This is a genomic window from Quisquiliibacterium transsilvanicum, assembly GCF_014202215.1.
Lineage (GTDB): Bacteria > Pseudomonadota > Gammaproteobacteria > Burkholderiales > Burkholderiaceae_E > Quisquiliibacterium > Quisquiliibacterium transsilvanicum.
Map to the genome: position 1 here is coordinate 232,008 of NZ_JACHGB010000006.1, position 19,091 is coordinate 251,098.

Annotated in this window: 25 protein-coding genes; 9 read left to right on the forward strand and 16 right to left on the reverse strand. The window is 69.5% G+C overall.

Features of this window, described 5'->3' with window-relative positions:
• Positions 1-20: 20 nt before the first annotated feature.
• Entirely contained in the window at positions 21-1,628 is a 1,608-nt protein-coding gene (locus HNQ70_RS16195) for an NADH-quinone oxidoreductase subunit L (RefSeq protein WP_183969610.1), read from the reverse strand.
• A 95-nt stretch (positions 1,629-1,723) separates the two neighbouring features.
• Here HNQ70_RS16195 and HNQ70_RS16200 point away from each other — a divergent pair, with 95 nt between their 5' ends.
• Complete coding sequence (locus tag HNQ70_RS16200; protein ID WP_183969612.1) at positions 1,724-2,710, forward strand: LysR family transcriptional regulator; 987 nt, start codon at positions 1,724-1,726, stop codon at positions 2,708-2,710.
• Here HNQ70_RS16200 and HNQ70_RS16205 read toward each other — a convergent pair.
• From HNQ70_RS16205 to HNQ70_RS16220, 4 genes are all read right to left on the reverse strand, one after another.
• The gene (locus HNQ70_RS16205) at positions 2,661-3,734 is read right to left on the reverse strand and encodes an amidohydrolase family protein (RefSeq protein WP_183969614.1); all 1,074 of its coding nucleotides are present in this window, start codon (positions 3,732-3,734) and stop codon (positions 2,661-2,663) included. The genes HNQ70_RS16200 and HNQ70_RS16205 overlap by 50 nt on opposite strands.
• Before the next feature lie 84 nt (positions 3,735-3,818).
• Positions 3,819-4,250 carry a type VII toxin-antitoxin system HepT family RNase toxin gene (gene hepT / locus HNQ70_RS16210; RefSeq protein ID WP_183969616.1) on the reverse strand — a complete coding sequence of 144 codons (432 nt, stop codon included), beginning with the start codon at positions 4,248-4,250 and terminating at the stop codon, positions 3,819-3,821.
• The gene (gene mntA, locus HNQ70_RS16215; RefSeq protein WP_183969618.1) at positions 4,240-4,635 is read right to left on the reverse strand and encodes a type VII toxin-antitoxin system MntA family adenylyltransferase antitoxin; all 396 of its coding nucleotides are present in this window, start codon (positions 4,633-4,635) and stop codon (positions 4,240-4,242) included. The genes hepT and mntA overlap by 11 nt, the downstream gene beginning before the upstream one ends.
• 118 nt (positions 4,636-4,753) lie before the next feature.
• Positions 4,754-5,110 carry a GIY-YIG nuclease family protein gene (locus tag HNQ70_RS16220; RefSeq protein WP_183969620.1) on the reverse strand — a complete coding sequence of 119 codons (357 nt, stop codon included), beginning with the start codon at positions 5,108-5,110 and terminating at the stop codon, positions 4,754-4,756.
• Positions 5,111-5,204: 94 nt separating this feature from the next.
• On the opposite strand from HNQ70_RS16220, the gene HNQ70_RS16225 reads away from it, so the two are divergent.
• Positions 5,205-5,813 carry a DUF2239 family protein gene (locus HNQ70_RS16225; RefSeq protein ID WP_425504382.1) on the forward strand — a complete coding sequence of 203 codons (609 nt, stop codon included), beginning with the start codon at positions 5,205-5,207 and terminating at the stop codon, positions 5,811-5,813.
• A 24-nt stretch (positions 5,814-5,837) separates the two neighbouring features.
• On the opposite strand, the gene HNQ70_RS16230 is transcribed toward HNQ70_RS16225, so the two are convergent.
• From HNQ70_RS16230 to HNQ70_RS16240, 3 genes are all read right to left on the reverse strand, one after another.
• Positions 5,838-6,152: a type II toxin-antitoxin system VapC family toxin gene (locus tag HNQ70_RS16230; RefSeq protein WP_183969624.1), complete on the reverse strand. Its 315-nt coding sequence runs from the start codon at positions 6,150-6,152 to the stop codon at positions 5,838-5,840.
• Complete coding sequence (locus HNQ70_RS16235; RefSeq protein ID WP_183969626.1) at positions 6,149-6,397, reverse strand: type II toxin-antitoxin system TacA family antitoxin; 249 nt, start codon at positions 6,395-6,397, stop codon at positions 6,149-6,151. The genes HNQ70_RS16230 and HNQ70_RS16235 overlap by 4 nt, the downstream gene beginning before the upstream one ends.
• A gap of 177 nt (positions 6,398-6,574) precedes the next feature.
• Entirely contained in the window at positions 6,575-7,774 is a 1,200-nt protein-coding gene (locus tag HNQ70_RS16240) for an acyl-CoA dehydrogenase family protein (protein ID WP_221302863.1), read from the reverse strand.
• A gap of 285 nt (positions 7,775-8,059) precedes the next feature.
• On the opposite strand from HNQ70_RS16240, the gene HNQ70_RS16245 reads away from it, so the two are divergent.
• A complete protein-coding gene (locus HNQ70_RS16245; protein WP_183969630.1) occupies positions 8,060-9,223 on the forward strand; it encodes an NADH:flavin oxidoreductase/NADH oxidase in 1,164 nt (387 codons plus the stop codon).
• A gap of 7 nt (positions 9,224-9,230) precedes the next feature.
• On the opposite strand, the gene HNQ70_RS16250 is transcribed toward HNQ70_RS16245, so the two are convergent.
• Both HNQ70_RS16250 and HNQ70_RS16255 read right to left on the reverse strand, forming a co-directional pair.
• A complete protein-coding gene (locus tag HNQ70_RS16250) occupies positions 9,231-10,358 on the reverse strand; it encodes an MFS transporter (protein ID WP_183969956.1) in 1,128 nt (375 codons plus the stop codon).
• A gap of 68 nt (positions 10,359-10,426) precedes the next feature.
• Positions 10,427-11,353 carry a glutathione S-transferase family protein gene (locus HNQ70_RS16255; protein WP_183969632.1) on the reverse strand — a complete coding sequence of 309 codons (927 nt, stop codon included), beginning with the start codon at positions 11,351-11,353 and terminating at the stop codon, positions 10,427-10,429.
• A gap of 100 nt (positions 11,354-11,453) precedes the next feature.
• On the opposite strand from HNQ70_RS16255, the gene HNQ70_RS16260 reads away from it, so the two are divergent.
• Genes HNQ70_RS16260 through HNQ70_RS16275 form a run of 4 tightly spaced genes read left to right on the forward strand, consistent with a single transcriptional unit; the run spans position 11,454 to position 13,697 of the window.
• Positions 11,454-12,275 carry an enoyl-CoA hydratase/isomerase family protein gene (locus HNQ70_RS16260; RefSeq protein WP_183969634.1) on the forward strand — a complete coding sequence of 274 codons (822 nt, stop codon included), beginning with the start codon at positions 11,454-11,456 and terminating at the stop codon, positions 12,273-12,275.
• Positions 12,276-12,315: 40 nt separating this feature from the next.
• Positions 12,316-12,522 (forward strand): type II toxin-antitoxin system VapB family antitoxin, encoded by a 207-nt coding sequence (locus HNQ70_RS16265; protein ID WP_183969636.1) that lies wholly within the window; start codon positions 12,316-12,318, stop codon positions 12,520-12,522.
• A complete protein-coding gene (locus tag HNQ70_RS16270; protein WP_183969638.1) occupies positions 12,519-12,887 on the forward strand; it encodes a PIN domain-containing protein in 369 nt (122 codons plus the stop codon). The genes HNQ70_RS16265 and HNQ70_RS16270 overlap by 4 nt, the downstream gene beginning before the upstream one ends.
• 45 nt (positions 12,888-12,932) lie before the next feature.
• Complete coding sequence (locus tag HNQ70_RS16275) at positions 12,933-13,697, forward strand: glutathione S-transferase family protein (RefSeq protein ID WP_183969640.1); 765 nt, start codon at positions 12,933-12,935, stop codon at positions 13,695-13,697.
• A 25-nt stretch (positions 13,698-13,722) separates the two neighbouring features.
• Here the strand turns inward: HNQ70_RS16275 and HNQ70_RS16280 are convergent, their stop codons facing one another.
• On the reverse strand, positions 13,723-13,869 hold the full coding sequence (locus tag HNQ70_RS16280) for a lmo0937 family membrane protein (RefSeq protein ID WP_183969642.1): 147 nt from the start codon (positions 13,867-13,869) through the stop codon (positions 13,723-13,725).
• A 309-nt stretch (positions 13,870-14,178) separates the two neighbouring features.
• On the opposite strand from HNQ70_RS16280, the gene HNQ70_RS16285 reads away from it, so the two are divergent.
• Entirely contained in the window at positions 14,179-14,493 is a 315-nt protein-coding gene (locus HNQ70_RS16285; protein WP_183969644.1) for a BON domain-containing protein, read from the forward strand.
• Between the two features lie 42 nt (positions 14,494-14,535).
• Here HNQ70_RS16285 and HNQ70_RS16290 read toward each other — a convergent pair whose 3' ends face one another.
• Both HNQ70_RS16290 and HNQ70_RS16295 read right to left on the reverse strand, forming a co-directional pair.
• Positions 14,536-15,507, reverse strand: a complete 972-nt coding sequence (locus HNQ70_RS16290) for a glutathione S-transferase family protein (protein WP_183969646.1) — start codon at positions 15,505-15,507, stop codon at positions 14,536-14,538.
• 73 nt (positions 15,508-15,580) lie between these two features.
• The gene (locus tag HNQ70_RS16295) at positions 15,581-15,994 is read right to left on the reverse strand and encodes a DoxX family protein (RefSeq protein ID WP_183969648.1); all 414 of its coding nucleotides are present in this window, start codon (positions 15,992-15,994) and stop codon (positions 15,581-15,583) included.
• A 256-nt stretch (positions 15,995-16,250) separates the two neighbouring features.
• On the opposite strand from HNQ70_RS16295, the gene HNQ70_RS16300 reads away from it, so the two are divergent.
• Positions 16,251-17,126 (forward strand): hypothetical protein, encoded by an 876-nt coding sequence (locus tag HNQ70_RS16300; RefSeq protein ID WP_183969650.1) that lies wholly within the window; start codon positions 16,251-16,253, stop codon positions 17,124-17,126.
• A 67-nt stretch (positions 17,127-17,193) separates the two neighbouring features.
• Here HNQ70_RS16300 and HNQ70_RS16305 read toward each other — a convergent pair whose 3' ends face one another.
• From HNQ70_RS16305 to HNQ70_RS16315, 3 genes are read right to left on the reverse strand one after another with little or no spacing between them, the layout of a single operon-like run.
• Positions 17,194-17,487: a type II toxin-antitoxin system HicA family toxin gene (locus HNQ70_RS16305; protein WP_183969652.1), complete on the reverse strand. Its 294-nt coding sequence runs from the start codon at positions 17,485-17,487 to the stop codon at positions 17,194-17,196.
• Between the two features lie 53 nt (positions 17,488-17,540).
• On the reverse strand, positions 17,541-18,383 hold the full coding sequence (locus tag HNQ70_RS16310) for a VOC family protein (protein ID WP_183969654.1): 843 nt from the start codon (positions 18,381-18,383) through the stop codon (positions 17,541-17,543).
• Positions 18,384-18,432: 49 nt separating this feature from the next.
• Positions 18,433-19,050, reverse strand: a complete 618-nt coding sequence (locus tag HNQ70_RS16315; RefSeq protein WP_183969656.1) for a 2-hydroxychromene-2-carboxylate isomerase — start codon at positions 19,048-19,050, stop codon at positions 18,433-18,435.
• Positions 19,051-19,091: the final 41 nt, after the last annotated feature.

Below are 19,091 nucleotides of genomic sequence, written 5' to 3' on the forward strand. Positions count from 1 at the left end.
GTGGTTTCCACGTTCACTCCTCAGGGCCTGGGTTCGGCAGCTGCCCGCAGGGACGGCCGCAGCTTCATCGCGTGGGCGGGCTCGGGGCTCCAGCGCGTGGGCCAGAGCCGCAGGGCCAGCCGGGTGTAGAGCTCGTCGACGTAGAAGCCCGCGTAGCTCCAGCGCCGCCAGGTTTCCAGCGCCTGCGGGCGAAGCTGGATGGCCACCAGGGTCAGGTACAACGCGGCCATGCCCAGCAGGGCGGCCAGCCCGAGCGGATGCGCGGGGGCGTCACGCAGGCCCAGCGGCAGCGTATGGGCGAGCAGCGCCAGCCCGGTGAGCCCCGCGACCATCGCCAGCCCGGCCAGCAGCGACCGGCCGACCGCCTGCAGGCCGAGGTCCTGCGCCGGCAAGTCGCGGTCGCGCGCCGGCAGGCCAGAGGCGCGCCCCGGCAGCCAGAGCAGCGGCGCCCAGGCGAGGCCAAGCACCGCGCTCCACCACCACGGCCAGGCCGCGCCGCCCGCCAGCGCCTGCAGCGCCATCACCAGCGACACCGCCAGCGCGGGCGCGAGCCAGAGGCTGCCGGGCCGCACCGCGGCGCTGCCCAGCAGCGCCTCCAGACGAGTCTGCCGCACCACGCCGGAGGCCGACAGGAAGGTGTGCGCCTTATAGAGGGAATGGCCGATCAGGTGCAGCGCGGCCAGCGTGTAGAGGCCCAGTCCGACCTCCAGCAGCATGAAGCCCATCTGCGCGACCGTGGACCAGGCCAGCCGGACCTTGATGCTGATGCGGGTCAGCATCACCAGGCCGGCGAGCACCGCCGTGACCAGGCCGAAGGCGACCAGCAGCGTGCGCGCCGGCATCGCCTGCTCCAGCAGCGGCGCGAAGCGGATCAGAACGAAACCGCCCAGGTTCACCACGCCCGCGTGCAGCAGCGCGGACACCGGCGTGGGCGCCTCCATCACCTGGATCAGCCAGCCATGGACCGGCAGCAGCGCGGTGCGCAGCACCGCCGCCAGCACCAGCAGGACCGCGCTCAGCTGCAGCGCCAGCGACGGACCGCTGCGCTCGAGGTGCGCCCACAGGTCGGCGAAGGAGCCGCTGCCCACGGTGCTCCAGGCCAACGCAGCGGCGGCGAGCAGCAGCGCATCGGCCAGCCGGTCTGCCAGGCGCTTCTTGTGGACCGCCAGCCGGGCGAAGGGCCGGTCCGGGTAGAAGCACAGCAGGCGCTGCAGCACCAGCCCCACCAGCGCCCAGGCCGCGATCAGCACCACCCAGTGCCCGGCCAGCAGCAGCAGGTGCACCGCCGCCAGCACACCGGCCAGTGCAGCCAGGTAACGCCGCTGCCCGGCCTCGCCCTGCAGGTAGCGCGCGGAGAACCCGCCGATCACCGTGCCCAGCAGCTGCACCAGCACCGCCAGCACCAGGCCGAGCGTCGTGCCGGCCAGCCACGGCTGAAGGCCCACGGCGCCCGCGCCGGCGATGGCCGCGAACACGGTGGCGGCGAGGGCCGAAGCGGAGAGCCCGGCGAACGCGCGCCAGAGCGCGGCAGTGGCCAGGCGGGGGAATGCGGGCAGCAGCGCCGCCAGCAGCATGAGGACCATCGGCGCCAGCGCGCTGGCAGGGAGAAGACTGTCGAGGAGATCCATGTCGGGTCCGATCGGATTCGAGATGCCCGGATCATCCTTGCCGCCCAATGTTCTGTAAATTACATTGATCTGAACATTTTGATCGCCAAAACAGAATGACAAGCCTGGAACAGCTCAACTTCCATCACCTGTTCTACTTCTGGCGGGTGGCCCGCCTGGGTCACCTCACCCAGGCGGCCAGCGAGCTGCACGTGTCGCAGTCCGCGCTGTCGGCCCAGATCCGTCAGTTGGAGCAGCGCCTGGGCGAAGACCTGTTCACCCGGCAGGGGCGGCGCCTGCAGCTCACCGACACCGGCCAGCTGGTGCTCGCCTACGCGGAGAACATCTTCGGGCTGGGGCAGGAGATGCTGGGGCGGCTTCAGGGGCAGTCGCAGGGCATCACGCGCCTGCGGGTGGGCAGCGTGTCCACGCTGTCGCGCAACTACCAGGAAAACTGGCTGCTGCCGCTGCTCGCCGACCCGTCCGTGGTGCTGACGCTGGAGTCCGGGCTGCTGGAAGGGCTGATCGAGCGCCTGGTCCAGCACCAGCTCGACGTGGTGCTGGCCAACGAAACAGTGCCGACCGATCCGTCGCGCCCGCTGCACTGCCGCTTCCTGGGCAGCCAGTCGATCTCGGTGGTCGGGCCGGCGCAGCGCTGGCAGGCGCACGGGCTGCGGATTCCCGAAGGGCTCGACGGCGTCGAGGTGGCGCTCCCCGGCCCCCGCCATGCGCTGCGGACGCAGTTCGACGCGCTGTGCGCCTCGGCCGGCGTCAGCCCCCGGGTGCGGGCCGAGGTCGACGACATGGCCATGCTGCGCCTGATCGCGCGCGACAGCGGCTGGCTCACCGTTCTGCCGGGCGTGGTGGTGCAGGACGAGCTGCGCGCCGGCAGCCTGGTGATCGTGGGCCACGCGCCGCAGCTGCAGGAGCGCTTCTACGCGATCACCACCCCGCACCGCCACCGCACCGAGCTGCTCGAGCGCCTGATCGCGCGCTCGCCCGAGATGCCGGAGGCGCCGCCCTCCCCCGGCCCGGGCGAGAGCGATGCCGTGGTCAGCCCAGGCCCAGCCCCAGCCGATACACCCGGTCCGCGGTCCCGCTGAACAGGGCGCGCTTCTCGTCCGCGCTGCAGCCTGCGGCGATGCGCTTGAACGCATTCCAGAGCGTGGCGTAGCTGCAAGACCCCAGGTCCACCGGGAAGTTGCTCTCGAACATGCAGCGCTGCACGCCGAAGGCGTCGATGCACTCGTCGATGTACGGGCGCCATTCGCGGGCCAGCTGCTCGGAGGAGGCCGGCGGGTCCGACAGGAAGGATGGGAAGTTGCAGAAGACCATCGCCAGCCCGCCGAGCTTCACGCTGACGTTCGGGCACCCGGCCAGCGCGCGGATGTTCTGCCGCCAGGCGTCGAAGCGCTCCTCGCGCCGGCCCGCGTAGCCCGCCACGCCCAGCGGCGTGCCCACGTGGTCCAGCACGATGCTGGTTTCCGGAAAGGCGCGCGCCAGCGCAATGACGTCGGGCAGCTGCGGCTCTAGCACCCAGGCCTCGAAGGACAGGCCATTGGGCGCCATGCGCGCGAAACCGGCGCGGAATTCGGGTGTGCCGAACATGCCTTCGGGCACTCGGCCGTGCAACGGACCCAGCACCGCCGGATCCGCGTTCCAGGCGCCGCCCTGCCGGATGCCGCGGAAGCGGCCGCCGCCGGCGGCGATGTGCGCCTTCAGAACCGCATCGACGGTCTCCGGCGACTGGCGGAGATCCGTCTGCCCGACGATGCCGGCACAGGCGCGCATCGGGCCATAGAGGCCGCTCGCGCTCATCGCGGCCACGCCGTTGACGAACTCGGTCTCGCCCACCGGCCGCAGCTCGGGCGGGCCGTCCTCGCGCCACATCGAGCGGCACTCCACGAACACCGTCGCCACCACATTGTGGCCGCTGCCGGTGTCGGCCAGCAGCTCGTCGAGCAGGTAGCGCGGCCCCAGGCGCAGCACGCGCGTGAAGCCGTGCTCCGAGTAAGGATCCGCGGGCGGCGGCGGCAGGGCCGGCCCGCGGTCCCACAGGTGGTGGTGCGGATCGACGATCGGCAGGTCGGGTTCGAGGATCTCTTCGGCGGGGCGCGGTGCGGTCATGGGGTCTCCGATGCTGGTTGGGGCATCACGAGGATGCACGACCGGCCCCGGCCCGTCGACCGCCGCCGTTCCAGGAGGCGCGGCTCAGCTCCCCTGCGCGCCCTGCGCGTCCCTGAGCAGCAGTCGCTGGCTGTAATCCAGGAACTCGTCGAGATGCTGCTCGATGACACGCACCAGGATCGGCAGCTGAAGGGCCTGGTACTCATGGACCGCGATGTTGCGGAAGCCCACCATGCGCTTCATCGCGTCGGCCAGTTCCTCGTCGATCCAGCCACCTCGCTGGAGCAGCGCGAACACGTCTCGTGCGCTTTGCGGCACGCCGAGCCGCTCACGCCGGATCAGGTGGTGGCCCATGTCGAGCGCTGCCTCGCAGGCCCGCTGGACGTTCAGGATGGCGGCATCCTGGCGGGTGACGTCGGTGCCGAAGCCCTGCGGATTGGCAGCGTACTCCTCCCGCGCGCGGGCCACGCATCGCTCGATAGTGGCGGCCTTGTTGAGCAGGACGTCATCGACCATGCACTCGCCCCTCGTTCCTGATGTCGGCGATCAGCCCCGCGCGCGCCGCATCCAGCGCCGTCTTCTCGCTCAGCATCGCTGCCTCGAACAGCGCCGCCTGCGAATCCTTCGCCCACCAGCGCACACCGGTGGTGAGGACCTGGTGCTGCATCACGGTGGATGCGGCGCGCAGATCGAGCAGGTCGACCGGGCAGCCCACCTGGTCCGCCAGCTCTCCCGCCAGCTCGAACAGCACCCAGGCGTCGGCGTAGCCAGCGACCAGAACCGCGAGGTCGAGATCGCTGTCGTCGCGAGCGGCCCCGAGGACCCGGCTGCCGAAGGCATAAACCGCAAGGAGATTCGGCAGTCGTGCGCGCAGCGCCTGGACGATGGAATCGGGATTCATGCACGCCAGCCTACCGCAAGCTTGGGGCACACGGGCACCCGCGCTGCGAACCTTGCGGCTAGGCCGACGAGGTCCTGCTCTCGGCATGCCTGGTCCCCGACCGGTGACCGGGCGGCGTTCATCGGGCGCCTCCCTGCTCCAGCTCCAGCCGGTACAAGTCCTCCAGGAACCGCAGTTCGCCGGCGTAGTCGAACGCGGCGTCCTGGCGCTCGCGCACCAGCTCCAGCACGTCCATCGAGATGCCATCGGCACCGACGGCATTCCACTCGGCCTGCAGCGTCTTGTCCGGGTGCGTTCCGAGGCCCAGCTCGAAGCGCAGGCGGTTGATGGCGCCCGGCACGTTGCGGCTGGACTTCACGCGGGCGCGCCCGCTGGCCAGGTTGCGGACGACGAACACCCCCATGGGCGGAAACGCGTCGCGTGCACGCCGGGCTAGCTCGCGACGGGTCGACGGAGGAACGGCAGTGGCAGGCATGGAGGGCTCCTTAAGATGGCGGCATATTTTGCCCGGGTAAAAATATAACACGAATAACGCCCGGATATAATTCAACACCGCCGCGCAAGGATTCATCGTGTCCGTCACCCACCCCACCCACGCCGCCTTCGTCGGCCATCAGCTGCTTGCCTTGGGCGACCTGCAGCAGGCGGCCACGGCGGTGTTCCGCGCCGTCGCGCTCGACCCGGACGCGTCCATCCTCGTCTTCAGCAGCGAGACGGGGCGGCTGGTGGATCTGGACCTGCGCGGCACCGAAGACGCGGTCGCGGCACGCTACGCACAGACAGCGGCTGTGCCTGCGGACTCGACCAAGGATCCAGGCGTCACGAGGACTCGCGGCCGGCCGCGCCTTGGTGTCGTCTCGCGCGAGGTCACGCTGCTGCCGGAGCACTGGGCATGGCTCGCGGCGCAGCCGGGGGGCGCTTCGGTGGCCTTGCGCAAGCTCGTGCTCCAGGCCATGCGCTCGTCCGCAGGCCAGGATGCGTCCCGCCACGCACGCGACCGCACCTATGCGTTCATGTCGGCCATTGCAGGGGACTTCCCCGGCTTCGAAGAGGCGACACGCGCGCTGTTCGCGGGCGACCTGGAACGGCTCGCCGCGCTCACCGCCAGCTGGCCACCCGACGTCCGCAAGCACGTCGCGCGCCTGCTGCAGCCCGCCGGGGACGAGTCGGCAGGCTGATCGGCCAGGAGACGTCTCTCGGATTCAGGCGGATGGCAGTCCGGGCGGGCGCGAGGTGCGGCCGCCCTTGGCGCGACGGTATTGCAGGAAGGCCTTTCCGGCGAGGAATCCGGCCTCACAGGGCAATGATAGGCGAATGAAGGCGTCAGGAGACAGCGCATCGTCGAGTTCCTCGATGCGCTCGAAGCCCACGGAGACTTCGGAATAGATGATCGGGTTGATGCACAACTCGGCATGGGCCGCACAGGCGTCGAGTTGCGCCGCCGACCATGCAAACCACTCCGGGTCGTCGGTCAGCACGTCCAGAAGGACGTTGGCATCCACCAGCACGCGGTTCATTCGCCGCGCGTGTGCCGCATGATCTCGTCGGTGCTCATCCGCGCCGTAGCCCGCCCGCGCAGGCGGGCAGCCAGGCTGCCGCGACGGGCCTTGGGCGGATGGGAGATCACCGTCTCGGCTTCGCGCAACGCGGCTTCGCGCACGAACGCGGCCACCGGCATCCCGCGCAGCGCGGCCGCGCGGCGAATGCGGTTCTTGTCGTCGGTGTCGAGACGGAGGTCCAATCGGTCGGTGTGGACGGTCATGAGCACATCATATGTACGGCATCAAACCGTACACCCGATCTTCATCCGGATCCAGTGAATGCCGAATCCCGTGCGTGCAGGGCCGCCCCGATGCCGGCCGCAAGCCCCAAACGAAGAAGGCCGCCCGCGCCATCAACCCGGCACGGGCGGCCTCCAGGGGCCGGATCGCCTAGGCGATCAGAGCGTCAGCTCGTGCCGCCCCACCACCATCCAGTGCACCTCGTCCGGGCCGTCGGCGAAGCGCAGGTGGCGCACGTCGGTGTACATCTCGGCCAGCGGCGTCCACTGCGAGATGCCGGTGGCGCCGTGCATCTGGATCGACTGGTCGATGATGCGGCAGGTGCGCTCGGGCACCATCGCCTTGACCATGCTGACCCACACGCGCGCTTCCTTGTTGCCGAGCACGTCCATGGCCTTGGCGGCCTTGAGCACCATCAGGCGCATGGCCTCGATCTCGCAGCGCGCCTGCGCGATGATCTGCAGGTTGCCGCCGAGGTGGGCGAGCTTCTTGCCGAAGGCCTCGCGGGTGAGGCCGCGCTTCACCATGTAGTCCAGCGCCTTCTCGGCCTTGCCGATGGTGCGCATGCAGTGGTGGATGCGGCCCGGTCCGAGGCGGACCTGGGAGATCTCGAAGCCGCGACCCTCGCCCAGCAGGATGTTCTCCTTGGGCACGCGCACGTTGTTGAAACGCATGTGCATGTGGCCGCGCGGCGCATGGTCATGGCCGAAGACGTGCATCGGGCCGAGGACCTCGACGCCCGGCGTGCCCACGGGCACCAGGATCTGCGACTGCTGCTTGCTCGGCGGAGCATCCGGGTTGGTCTTGACCATGACGATCATGATCTTGCAGCGCGGGTCGCCCAGGCCGGAGATGTAGTACTTCTCGCCGTTGATGACCCACTCGTCGCCCTCGAGCTTCGCCGTGCAGGCGATGTTCTTCGCGTCCGACGACATCACGCCCGGCTCGGTCATCACGTAGGCCGAACGGATCTCGCCGTTGAGCAGGGGCTCGAGCCACTGCTTCTTCTGGGCCTCGGTGCCCACGCGCTCCAGCACTTCCATGTTGCCGGTGTCGGGCGCGTTGCAGTTCATCGACTCGGAGGCCAGCGGGCTCTTGCCCAGCTCGGCGGCGATGTACGCGTAGTCCAGGTTGCTCAGGCCTTCGCCGGTGTGCGCATCCGGCAGGAAGAAGTTCCACAGGCCCTCGGACTTGGCCTTGTCCTTGGCCTTCTGCAGCACCTCGAGCTGGCCGGGAGCGAAGGTCCAGGGATCGGTCTTCTTCTCGCCGAGGCGCATGTACTCGACCGTCATCGGCTCGACCGTCTCGGCGATGAACTTCTTGACGTGCTCGAAGAGAGGCTGCGTCTTGTCGGACATCCGCAGGTCGTTGAGCTCGTCGCTCGGGTTCAGGTCATAGCTCGTCTGGCGAGGGGTGTAGGGAATCTCGTGCATTGACTGTCGTCCTGCGTGATCTTGGGGGGGGGGTGGATCGGTCGTTCCGGGGCCGGGATGCCCATGCCGCGGAGCGCGCCCACGTACTGTAGTCCCGGTTCCCCGGCGGCCCCGCGGCGCGCACCTGATCTCGGAACGCCGGCCGTCCGCCGCGGTTCATGATCCGGTCCATGCACCCCGCCTGCGCATGACCTGCCAACTGGAGCCCAAATGACCAGCACCCTGCTCTTCTCGCCCTGGCGTCTTCGCGACGTCGAGTTCCGCAACCGCATCATGGCCGCGCCGATGTGGCAGTACGCCGGCCGCAACTGGCGCCCCACCGACTGGCACCTGATGAACCTCGGGCGCATGGCCGACGGCGGCTGCGGCCTGGTGTTCCAGGAGGGCACGACGGTGGAGCGCCGCGGCTGCGGCACCGTCGGCGACCTCGGCATCTGGGACGACGAGGCGGTGCCGCACATGCGCCGGCTGGTGGAGATGATGGAATCCTGCGGCGCGGTGCCCGGCATCCAGCTGATGCACGCCGGCCGCAAGGCGCGCCAGCTTCCGCCCGACGCCGGCCGCGGCGCGCTTCAGCGCAGCGACGACATCCCCGACTGGGACGCCTGGGACGTGATCGCCCCCAGCGCCATCCCGCTGGCCGGCGAAGGCGCCGCGCCGCCGCGCGAGATGACCGTGGCCGACATCCGCGCGGTGATCGACGCGTTCGTGGCCGCCACCCGCCGCGCCGATGCCGCCGGCTACCAGGTGCTCGACCTGCACGCGGCCCACGGCTACCTGCTGCACAGCTTCCTGTCGCCGCTCGCCAACCAGCGCGGCGACGCCTGGGGCGGCAGCCTGGAGAACCGCATGCGCTTCGTGCTGGAGACGGTGGAGGGCATCCGCAGCGCGTGGCCTGCGGGCAAGCCGCTGTTCGTGCGGATGTCGTGCATCGACGGCGCCCCGGGCGGCTGGACGCTGGAGGACAGCTTCACGCTGGTCCGGCGCATGCACGCGCTGGGCGTCGACCTGATCGACTGCTCGGCAGGCGGCATCGCGGGCTCGCCGCTGCCCGCCGGCCAGCGCGCCAGCTACGGCTACCAGGTGGACCTGGCCGCCGCGGTCCGCCGCGAGACCGGCGTGCCCACCTCGGCGGTGGGACTGATCGTTCATGCGCACCATGCCGAGCGCATCCTGCAGGAAGGCGCCTGCGACCTGGTGGCGCTGGCGCGCGAGCTGATCCACAACCCGAACTGGCCGATCGATGCCGCGATCAAGCTCGGCGACGACCAGGGCTACCGGGTGATGAAGTCTCGCGGCGGGTTCTGGCTGGAACGCCGGGCGACCACCGTACCGGAGCTGCAGGCGTCGACGATGGGGGATGCCCCGCTGTAGGCGACGCTCAGGCCGGTCGGCGGCGGGCCCGTCCCACGGCAAGCGCCGCCAGCGCTGCCACCGCGAACCCGCCGCCGGCCAGGAAGGTAGCCTGCGAACCCAGCCGGTCCCAAAGCAGGCCGGCGATCACGCTCGCCAGCAGCATGGCCAGTCCGCTCACCAGATTGAAGAAGCCGAAGGCGGTGCCGCGCAGGTCCTCGGGCGCGGTGTGGGCCACCATCGCCGCGAGCAGGCCCTGCGTCATCCCCATGTGCAGGCCCCAGAGGGCCACGCCCAGCAGCATCGTCGGCCACCCGGGCGCGAACGCAAGCACCAGATCGGCCGCCACCAGCACCAGCAGGCCCCAGCCCAGCAGCCAGGTGTGGCTGACCGAATCCGCCAGCCGGCCGAACGGATAGGCGCACAACGCGTACACGAGATTCATCGCCACCATCACCAGCGGCACGAAGCTCACCGCAACGCCCAGCTGTTCGGCACGCAGCACCAGGAAGGCCTCGCTGAAGCGCGCCAGCGTGAACACCGCGCCGAGGGCCACCACCGCCCAGTAGGCCGCGCCGAGCCGCCCGAGCGCCTCGCGCCGGATCGGATTCACCGGCGCCCGGCCCTCGCGGGGCTCCGGCTCGCGCACGCCGACCAGCAGCAGCATCACTGCCAGCACGCCAGGCACCACCGCCACCCAGAACACCGCGCGGAAGTCGCCGAGGAACAGCACCATCAGCGCGGTGGCCAGCAGAGGCCCGGCGAAGGCGCCGACCGTGTCCAGCGACTGGCGCAGGCCATAGGCCGCGCCGCGCTGCCCGGGCGCCACCAGGTCGGCCACCAGCGCGTCGCGCGGCGCGCCGCGGATGCCCTTGCCGATTCGATCGACGAAGCGCGCAGCCACCACCACCCCCGCCCCCTGCGCCAGCGCGAAGGCCGGCTTGGACAGCGCCCCCAGGGCATAGCCCAGCACGGCCAGCAGCTTGCGCCGGCGCAGGTAGTCGCTCAGCGCACCGGAGAAGACCTTGACGATCAGCGCCGTGGCCTCGGCCACCCCTTCGATGAGCCCGACCGTCAGCACGCTCAGGCCCAGCGAGCCCACCAGGAAGAGCGGCAGCAGGCTGTGGATCATCTCCGAGGAGATGTCCATCAGCATGCTGACGAAGCCGAGTACCCAGATGGCTCGAGGCAGCGGCGGCCTTGCCGCCAGGCCGCGAGGAAGCTTCACGCCCCTGCCTCGACCACCTCGTACCCCACCCGCGGGAAGTGCACCATCAGCTCGCCAAGCTCCGCGTCCGTGCGCCGCACGCCCAGGTCGAAGCGGTCCACCACGGCCAGCACGCCCACCACGGCGCCGGTGACATAGCCCTCCGGACGGATCGACACCATGCTGCCGAGCGGCGGCAGCGCGTCGTCATCGATCGAGGGCCCGACCGGCGCCGGACTGGAACGCGCCGCGATCGACAAGGCCTCCTTTGTCGACATCGGCTCGATGCGCCCGTAGCCGAGCGCCGCCACGCGCTGCATCCAGGCCAGCGTGCGCGGCAACGGGGCGAGTTCGCCGGAGCAGTCGATCTCCAGCGCCGACAGGAACCACAGGCCGTGATACACGGCGAGGTCCGCCTGGCAGGGCGCGTCGGCCAGCAGGAACGGCCTGCCATGGTCCAGCATCCGTTCGACGATCGCCAGCTGCGGGCGCAGCTGCGCAAGGCTGCGGCGGGCCACGCGTCGCAGCCTGTCGTGCGACGGCGCTGCCTTGCCGCGCATCGCGGCACGGTCCACGTGCAGTTGCGCATCCATGGTGTCGGCATTGGTGCCGCTGGCGAACCGCACTGCCGGCCAGAACAGGTCGCGCTCCGCCCAGGACTCGACCGCGGTCGAAAGCGCGAACAGCTCCGGCGGCATCAGCGCCGGCGCCGGCTGGCGCCGATCCAGCTCGCGCGCGATGCAGCGGGTGTCGCACCAGACATCGGCGCCCGCCTGCATCACCGGGATGTGGCGATAGCCGCCCGTGAGCGGCAACAGCTCAGGCTTGGGCAGGTAGGACGGCTGCGTCACCGACCGCCAGGCCAGGCCCTTCAGCCCGAACGCGAGGCGGATCTTCTCGGCGAAGGGAGAGAAGTCGTAGTGGTGCAGGATCAGTTCGGTCATCGCAGGGTTCCCAGGGCGCTGATCCGGATTGTGCTTCAGGCCATCGGCACCGACGCGCCGGTGGAGTAGATTGCCGGAACCCCCGCCACGTCCCGCCGCCATGATCGACTATCTGGTCCGAGACTCAGTCGCCGAGATCGTCCTCGACAATCCGCCCGCCAACGCCATCACCGAGCCGATGATCGGCGGGCTGCTGTCGGCGCTCGCGCGCGCCACGGCGGACGACGCGGTCCGCGCGGTGATCCTGCGCGGCGCGGTGCCGCGCCGGTTCTGCGCCGGGCTCGACCTGAAGGCGCTCGACGGCGCCTCGCCCGCCAAGCTTCGCTCGCTGGTCGAGAAGCTCTACACCGGCCTGACCGAAGCCCAGTTCCGGCTCGGCAAGCCGAGCATCTCGGCAGTCGCCGGCGCGGCCCGCGGCGGCGGCATGACGCTGGCGATCTCCTGCGACCTGATCGTCGCGGGCCGCTCGGCCAGCTTCGGCTACCCGGAGATCGACGTCGGCCTGCTGCCGGCGATCCACTTCACCCACCTGCACCGCATCGTCGGCCGGCACCGCGCATTCGACCTGCTGTTCACCGGCCGCAGCTTCGACGCGACCGAGGCCGCCGGGCTCGGCCTCGTCAGCCGCCTCGTCGATGACGACCGCGTGCTCGACGAGGCACGCGCGCTCGCGCAGACCCTGGTCGCCAAGTCACCCACTGCGATGCGGCTGGGCCGCGCGGCCTTCCTGAACGCGATCGACGCAGGCTACCGCCAGGGGGTCGGCGGCGCGGTGGACACCTTCTGCGGCATCGCGCTGACCGAGGACGGGAGGGAAGGCGTCAGTGCGTTCGCACGGCGCCGGCCCCGGCCTGGAAGGGCTGACCATTGCGCGAACCTTGACTCCGCAGGTTCGATGCGGTTTCGTCGTCCTCATTACTGATGCAGAATGGTGCTCGAATCTGCATCAAGGAGTCGACCCAATGCGAACCACGGTCACCGTCGACGACGACCTCGTCGAGCAGGCACTGGCCCTTTCCGAACCGGGAATGCCAAGGAGCGCCCTCTTCAGGGAAGCATTGCTGGCGTTCATCCGCCAGCAGGCAGCACGCCGCCTGGCGGCGCTGGCCGGGCAGGCCCCCGACATGCCGGACGTTCCCCGCCGGCGCCTGGCAAAGAGCGACGCGTGAAGTTGTTGGCCGACACATCGGTCTGGATAGGGCACTTCCGTGGCAGGACCACTGCGCTGCAAGTCTTGCTGCAAGAGGGGCTGATCGTGATGCACCCCTGGGTGCGGCTCGAGCTTGCGCTCGGGACGCCACCGCGCAGGGGGCAAACGCTGGCATGGCTGGCGCAGATGGAGATGCTGCCCGTGGCCACCCTGGAAGAGCTCGAAACCTTCATTGAACGGCGCGGCTTGCACGACCAGGGGATCGGACTGGTCGATGCGGCACTACTCGCGTCGGTGCTGCTGCGACCCGGGACTCGACTCTGGACCTTCGACAAGGCGCTCGAGGCGCTTGCCGCGCAGTTCGGCTGCGCCCACCAGGCCTGAACGCACGCGCGTCATCAGGTATGCATTTCATCCACAGGCAGACAGATGAACCCGGAACCCCAACCCCCCCTCCTCCTCCACGGCATCCCCTTCTCCCAGCCCGTTCGCGCAGTCATGTGGCTGCTGCTCTACAAACGGATGCCCTTCAGGGTGGTGCCCGTCAGCCCCGGCTCTAAGAGCGAGGGCGGCAGCCGCAGCCCGGCCTATCTCGCCAGGAACCCCGGCGGCACCATTCCCATGCTCGAGGAGCCCGACACCGGCTTCGTGCTCGGCGAGGCGCACGCCATCCTGTGCTATCTGAGCAACAGGAACGGCTGGGACGACGTCTATCCCACGGACCCCAGGGAGCGCGCCCGGGTGGACTGGTACCTGCATTACCACCACCGCAACGTGCGCGAGGCGTCCATCGGGCTGGTGGCGCCCAAGGTGCGCAAGGACCTGAACATTCCCGAGGAAATGCAGCAGGCCGCGCGCGGCGCGCTCACGCGAGCGCTGCGCGCGATCGACACGGGCTGGCTGGCCCAGTCGCCCTACCTCGCCGGCGACCGGCTCACGCTGGCGGACTTCGCCGCCTACGTCGAGATCGGCCAGTTGCAGCCCGAGTTCACCAACTTGTTCGACTTCGAGCCCTTCCCGAAGGTGCGCAGCTGGCTCGCGAGGATGAAGCAGGTCGACGGGCATGACGACGCCCACGTGGCGCTTGCGGCGCTGGGCGACATCAGCGTGGAGGCGCCCACGATGGAGGCGCTGAAGGACGCGAACGTGAGTGCGTTGAAGGTGGTGAAGCAGAGGGTTGCGGAGTTCTCCTAACGCACCTACGTCGCGGCTTGAAAAGTCAGAGTCGCCGGCCCTGAATCACGCGCACCAGAATGATGATCACTGCGATCACCAGGAGGATGTGAATGAATCCGCCCATGGTGTAAGAAGTCACGAAGCCGAGGAGCCAGAGTACGACGAGGATGATTGCAATGGTCTGGAGCATGGTTCTTTCCCTTTCGCCATGACATGGCGCTGCGTTGATCCGGCATAGGGGCGGTCGCCCCGTATGCGAACCATTCTGCCCGGATGCGCCAACGTAGCAAAGAAAATCTCTCGCGGCGCCGACCGCGGCGCACCGCTATGTTCGGCACCGTACAGACCGTAAGCAGCGTCTCGACGACATTGGATATGCGCTGCAGACCGGAGCGTGGCGGCCGCGATGTACCGCATGCGCTCCCCCGGGAGATCGCTTCGCGTTCATCAGTCGCTCCCGGTCGCGCCTGCAGGTCCCCTTACCTCTGGAGTCTTGAACATGAATCAAAGCCGCAAGTATCTTTCCGCAATCTTCATCGCTGTCACGCTGGCATCGACCGTCGGTTGCGCGTCCACTTCCAAGCAGGAAGGCGCCGCCGAATACGTGGACGACAGCCTGATCACCGGCAAGGTCAAGGCTGCCATCTTCAACGAGCCGACGCTCAAGTCCGCCGAGATCAATGTCGAGACCTTCAAGGGCGTGGTCCAGCTCAGCGGCTTCGTCAACTCCCAGGCCGACATCAACAAGGCGGTCGCGGTGGCGCGCGGCGTGTCGGGCGTGACGTCCGTGAAGAACGACATGCGGCTCAAGTGAGCCACGAGCTCCCCGGCGTGCGCGCCTGGGAGCTCGTTCCGCTCACCCCCGCCGATGCGGCTCGTCGAGCCCCAGCACCGGCCCGGCCGGAACGATGCGGTTCGGGTTGATCGACGGGTGGCTGCGGTAGTAGTGCTGCTTGATGTGCTGGAAGTTCACCGTGTCTGCGACGCCGGGCCACTGGTACAACTCGCGCGTGTGAGCCCAAAGGTTCGGGTAGTCGGCCAGCCGGCGCAGGTTGCACTTGAAGTGGCCGTGGTAGACCGCATCGAATCGGACCAGCGTGGTGAACAGCCGCCAGTCTGACTCGGTGATGCGCTCGCCCAGAAGGTAGCGCTGGCGGGCCAGCCGCGCCTCGAGTTCGTCGAGCGCCTCGAACAGCGCCGCCACCTCGCGCTCGTAGACCTGCTGGTCGGTGGCGAAACCCGCCTTGTAGACACCGTTGTTCACGCTGTCGTAAATGCGTGCGTTCATCTCGTCGATCTCGGGCAGCAGATCGGTCGGCGCGTAGTCGCCGGCCCTGGCGCCGATGCCGTCGAAGGCCGAATTCAGAATCCGGATGATGTCGGACGACTCGTTGCTGACGATGGTGCCCCGCTTCAGGTCCCAGAGCACCGGCACCGTCACGCGGCCGCTGTAGTCGGGCCGGGCGCGCAGGTAGATCTGGTACAGGTAGTCGGCGGCGCCGACCGGATCGCCGATCACGCCCGGCGCGGGGTCGAAGGTCCAGCCGTTCTCGGCCATCAGCGGGTTGACCACCGACACGCCGATCATTTTCTCGAGCCCCTTCAGCGCCCGCAGGATCAGCGTGCGGTGCGCCCATGGACAGGCGAGCGACACATAGAGGTGGTAGCGGCCGGCCTCGGCCTCGAAGCCGCCATCGCCGCTCGGGCCGGGTGCACCGTCGGGGGTGATCCAGTTGCGGAACTGCGCGGTGCTGCGCACGAAGTTTCCGCCCGATGCCTTGGTGTCGTACCACTGGTCGACCCAGTGGCCGTCGACGAGCAATCCCATTTCGATCTCCTCTTTCGTGCGCCGACGGCGCGGAGCCCGCCCGCTCGAGGGACGGCCCGCGCCGGCTCTTTCCTCAGGCCCTGCCGCGACGTGCGTCGACGCTCCAGGCGCCGGCACCCCAGGCGGCAATGCTCAGCAGGCCGCCGACGACCGCGACGTTCTTGAAGAACAGCAGCTGCTGGATCATCTGGTGCTCGGCCGGCACCGCCCAGTAGGCGTGGAAGAAGAAGGAGGCGAGCAGCGTGAACACCGCCAGCACGATTGCCGCAGCGCGGGTGCCGAAGCCGGCGATCAACGCGATGGCGCCGACGATCTCGACGACCAGGGCCAGTGCTGCGCCGACCTGCGCCATCGGCAGGCCCACCGACGAGATGTAGCCGACCGTGCCGGCGAAGCCGGTCAGCTTTGCAATGCCGGCGGGCAGGAACAGCACGGCCATCAGCAGGCGGCCGGCCAGCGCGAGGGGGTTCTGGAGCTTGTCGAACATTTTTGAGCCTTGTTGAGCTGGATGAGGGTTTGCGGGGCGCCGGACGGGACTCGGAGACCGCGGTTTCGACGCCGCGTTCTGCAGCGCATGAGCGCACTGTAGTTGTTCCGCTGTAGAGATACTAGACGCTTTCATGGACAACATTGGCTCATATTCGGAACAGTTGGCGCGAGGTCGAGATTCCCGCCGCGCGCGCCTCGCATCCGCCGCGCGGGCAGTAGACTCGACCCTGCCCGACGACCCGACCCGCTCCCCCATGAACCGGCTCCAGACCGAACTGCATCGCCTCTACCTTGTCCACCCGGCAGCGGATCGCCGCGCCGAACCCGAGTCGGCGGAGCTGATCGACGCGGACGGCAAGACCCGCGCGCTGGTCCTCGAACTGGCCCGCCCGCCGGATTGGGAGCCGCTGGCCAGGGTCTGGCGCGGCGCCCAGGCCGACCTGGGGCTACCGGCGCCCGCCGTCGCGGTCTCGGGCACCGATGGCCTGCAGCTCTGGTTCTCGCTCGCCGATTCCATCCCGGCGGGCGACGCGCATGCCTTCCTGGAAAGCCTGCGGCTGCGCTACCTGTCGGATCTGCCGCCGGCACGAGTTCGCCTCCTGCCCACCGAGGCTTCGGCGACGCCCGCCGCGTCAGCGCATGCCGCGCCGGCCCCCTCGGCGCATGCCGCGCTGGTGCCGGCCGAGCAGGCCGAAGAGGGTCGCTGGTCGGCCTTCGTGGCCCCGGACCTCGCGGCGATCTTCACCGAGACGCCCTGGCTGGACATTCCGCCCAGCGCCGACGGGCAGGCGGAGCTGCTGTGCCGGCTCAAGAGCATCGGCCGGAGCGAATTCGACGAGGCGCGCGCGAGGCTGGCGCCAGCACCAGCACCAGCACCAGCACCAGCACCAGCAGCACCAGCAGCGAGAGCGACCCAGGAACCGCCGTCCGGCGCGCGCGTCGGACACGCGGCAGCCGCCGAAACCCAAGCCCTGACTGTCCGGACTGCCGGCCATGCCGGCGCGGCGGAAGCACGTGAATTCCTGCTCCAGGTCATGCGCGACCACACAGTGGAACTCGCGCTGCGGATCGAGGCCGCCAAGGCGCTGCTGCCCCGCTCCGACGACGCTGCAAGCCGGCGCGGCAGCTGAACCTGCAGCGGCCCTGCCTCGGCTGGCACGCGCAGGGCGGCATTTGCGCCCGGCCGCAACGCGCCGATCAGTCCTTCCGGCCCGCCTCCCGCCCAGCCGCATACATCGACGGCGTCGCACCCGCATGCCCGAGGAACTCGCGCAGCTGCTTGACGCCATGCGCGTCCAGCACGTTGGAGTGATGCGGCCGATGCAGGATGCCCTCGGCGCCGTTGAGCCGCACGCGGATTCGCGCGCCGGACAGCGGCTCCAGTTCCGCCCCCAGATGCCCGAGCAGCGACTCCACCTCGCGCCAGTGGATGTTGCCGCTGATGGGATCGTGGAACACCGTCTTCAGCAGTTGCTCGTGCTTGTGGCTCACGTCCGCTCCTCCGACATGTCCACGCCCGGCGAAGTGGCCGGGCGTGCAGGCCTTCAGCCCCGCTCGATGCGCAGCAGCGCCCCGAACATCGAGCCCCGTCCGATCTCCACCACGTCCGCGGCATCCGCCGCGATGCGCGCGTCGACGCCCTGCGCCACCAGCCCTTCGAGCATCGCGCGCGGATCCGGCGCATGCAGCACCAGCGCGTACATGCCCTCGGGATTGGCATCCAGGTGCGCGGCCACTGCCGCGGCGAAGGGACGCGTGCGGTCTCGTACGGCAATCAGCTCTATGGTGCCCCCGCTGGGCGGATGCACCAGCACCCGCTCGACGCCGCGAATCGCATCGAGCGCGGGTGTATCCGCGGGCAAGCCCAGGCGCTCGCCATAGACCTGTGCGGCGGCCTGCAGGTCCTTCACCGCAATGATCACGCGCTGCACGCCGGACAGCGGTGCGGCGGGCGTGCCCGGCGGCGCCTTGCGGTCGAAGGAATTCACCGGATAGACGCGGATCAGCACGCCGTGCGTGGAGTTGGGATGGACGTCGCGCCCGCCCGCGCCTGCCATCAGCGGCAGCACGTTCAGCCCGCGCCCGCTGAGCACCTCGGCCTCCGCATCGGGATCCGGCGCCTCGAGCATCAGCGCGAACAGCCCCTGTCCGCGCCGGTCCAGGAAGCGCTGCAGGCTCTGGCACAGCGGCGCCTCCGGCACCTCGGGGCTCATCAGCTCGATGTTGCTGCCCCCCTCGGGCACGCACATCGCGATCCGCGCGCCCAGGCTCGGCAGCGTGTCATCCGAGGCGTCGATGACCGGGATGCCGAGCCGGTTGCGGAAGGTGTCGACGATCCCCTGGAAATCTGCGGTGGCGATGGCGATGCGGGGCATGCCGGTGATCATGGTGCTCGCTCCTGGTGGCGTGATGACCGGCCCATCTTGCCCCAGCAGCTCAGCCCGCGATAGCCCGGCCGATCTCCTCCTCGACATCGCCCAGCCGCTCCTTGCCGAACCACATCTCGCCGTTGACGAAGAAGGTCGGTGAGCCGAAGGCGCCGCGCACGTGCGCGGATTCGGTGTTCGCCAGCAGCAGCTGCTTGACGTCGGGCTCCTGCGCGGTGGCCATCAGCGCCGGGCCGTCCAGACCGGCAGCGGCCAGCGTGGCGACGATGACGTCGTCCTCGGCCATGTTCTTCTCGTGCTCCCACATCGCCGCGTAGACCGCGTCGACGTAGCGCTCGAAGCAGCCAAGCTTCTGCGCAGCGCAGGCGCCGCGCATGATCTTCAGCGTGTTCACCGGGAAGAACGGATTGAAGCGGAAACGGTCCAGCCGGTTCTTGTCGATGAAGCGGCGCATCTCCAGGCGCTCATAGGCGAGCTTGTTGGGAATGGCCGCGTAGGCCTCGCCCGGCGAACGGTTGTTGGCCAGCTTGAACAGGCCGCCCAGCAGGGTGGGCACGTACTCGAACTTCACTCCGGTGCGCGCCTCGATGGCGGGGATGACCTGGTGGCACAGGTAGGCGTTGGGGCTGCCGAAATCGAACAGGAACTCGACCTTCACGGGCTTCATCGGTGACCTCGCGGAAGTGGTGGATTGATACGCAGGGATGT

Coding starts and splice junctions, on each gene's coding strand:
- HNQ70_RS16195 (WP_183969610.1), bottom strand. CDS start 1,628: ATGGATCTCCTCGACAGTCTTCTCCCTGCCAGCGCGCTGGCGCCGATG.
- HNQ70_RS16200 (WP_183969612.1), top strand. CDS start 1,724: ATGACAAGCCTGGAACAGCTCAACTTCCATCACCTGTTCTACTTCTGG.
- HNQ70_RS16205 (WP_183969614.1), bottom strand. CDS start 3,734: ATGACCGCACCGCGCCCCGCCGAAGAGATCCTCGAACCCGACCTGCCG.
- hepT (WP_183969616.1), bottom strand. CDS start 4,250: ATGGTCGATGACGTCCTGCTCAACAAGGCCGCCACTATCGAGCGATGC.
- mntA (WP_183969618.1), bottom strand. CDS start 4,635: ATGAATCCCGATTCCATCGTCCAGGCGCTGCGCGCACGACTGCCGAAT.
- HNQ70_RS16220 (WP_183969620.1), bottom strand. CDS start 5,110: ATGCCTGCCACTGCCGTTCCTCCGTCGACCCGTCGCGAGCTAGCCCGG.
- HNQ70_RS16230 (WP_183969624.1), bottom strand. CDS start 6,152: ATGAACCGCGTGCTGGTGGATGCCAACGTCCTTCTGGACGTGCTGACC.
- HNQ70_RS16235 (WP_183969626.1), bottom strand. CDS start 6,397: ATGACCGTCCACACCGACCGATTGGACCTCCGTCTCGACACCGACGAC.
- HNQ70_RS16240 (WP_221302863.1), bottom strand. CDS start 7,774: ATGTCCGACAAGACGCAGCCTCTCTTCGAGCACGTCAAGAAGTTCATC.
- HNQ70_RS16245 (WP_183969630.1), top strand. CDS start 8,060: ATGACCAGCACCCTGCTCTTCTCGCCCTGGCGTCTTCGCGACGTCGAG.
- HNQ70_RS16250 (WP_183969956.1), bottom strand. CDS start 10,358: ATGCTGATGGACATCTCCTCGGAGATGATCCACAGCCTGCTGCCGCTC.
- HNQ70_RS16255 (WP_183969632.1), bottom strand. CDS start 11,353: ATGACCGAACTGATCCTGCACCACTACGACTTCTCTCCCTTCGCCGAG.
- HNQ70_RS16260 (WP_183969634.1), top strand. CDS start 11,454: ATGATCGACTATCTGGTCCGAGACTCAGTCGCCGAGATCGTCCTCGAC.
- HNQ70_RS16265 (WP_183969636.1), top strand. CDS start 12,316: ATGCGAACCACGGTCACCGTCGACGACGACCTCGTCGAGCAGGCACTG.
- HNQ70_RS16275 (WP_183969640.1), top strand. CDS start 12,933: ATGAACCCGGAACCCCAACCCCCCCTCCTCCTCCACGGCATCCCCTTC.
- HNQ70_RS16280 (WP_183969642.1), bottom strand. CDS start 13,869: ATGCTCCAGACCATTGCAATCATCCTCGTCGTACTCTGGCTCCTCGGC.
- HNQ70_RS16285 (WP_183969644.1), top strand. CDS start 14,179: ATGAATCAAAGCCGCAAGTATCTTTCCGCAATCTTCATCGCTGTCACG.
- HNQ70_RS16290 (WP_183969646.1), bottom strand. CDS start 15,507: ATGGGATTGCTCGTCGACGGCCACTGGGTCGACCAGTGGTACGACACC.
- HNQ70_RS16295 (WP_183969648.1), bottom strand. CDS start 15,994: ATGTTCGACAAGCTCCAGAACCCCCTCGCGCTGGCCGGCCGCCTGCTG.
- HNQ70_RS16300 (WP_183969650.1), top strand. CDS start 16,251: ATGAACCGGCTCCAGACCGAACTGCATCGCCTCTACCTTGTCCACCCG.
- HNQ70_RS16310 (WP_183969654.1), bottom strand. CDS start 18,383: ATGATCACCGGCATGCCCCGCATCGCCATCGCCACCGCAGATTTCCAG.
- HNQ70_RS16315 (WP_183969656.1), bottom strand. CDS start 19,050: ATGAAGCCCGTGAAGGTCGAGTTCCTGTTCGATTTCGGCAGCCCCAAC.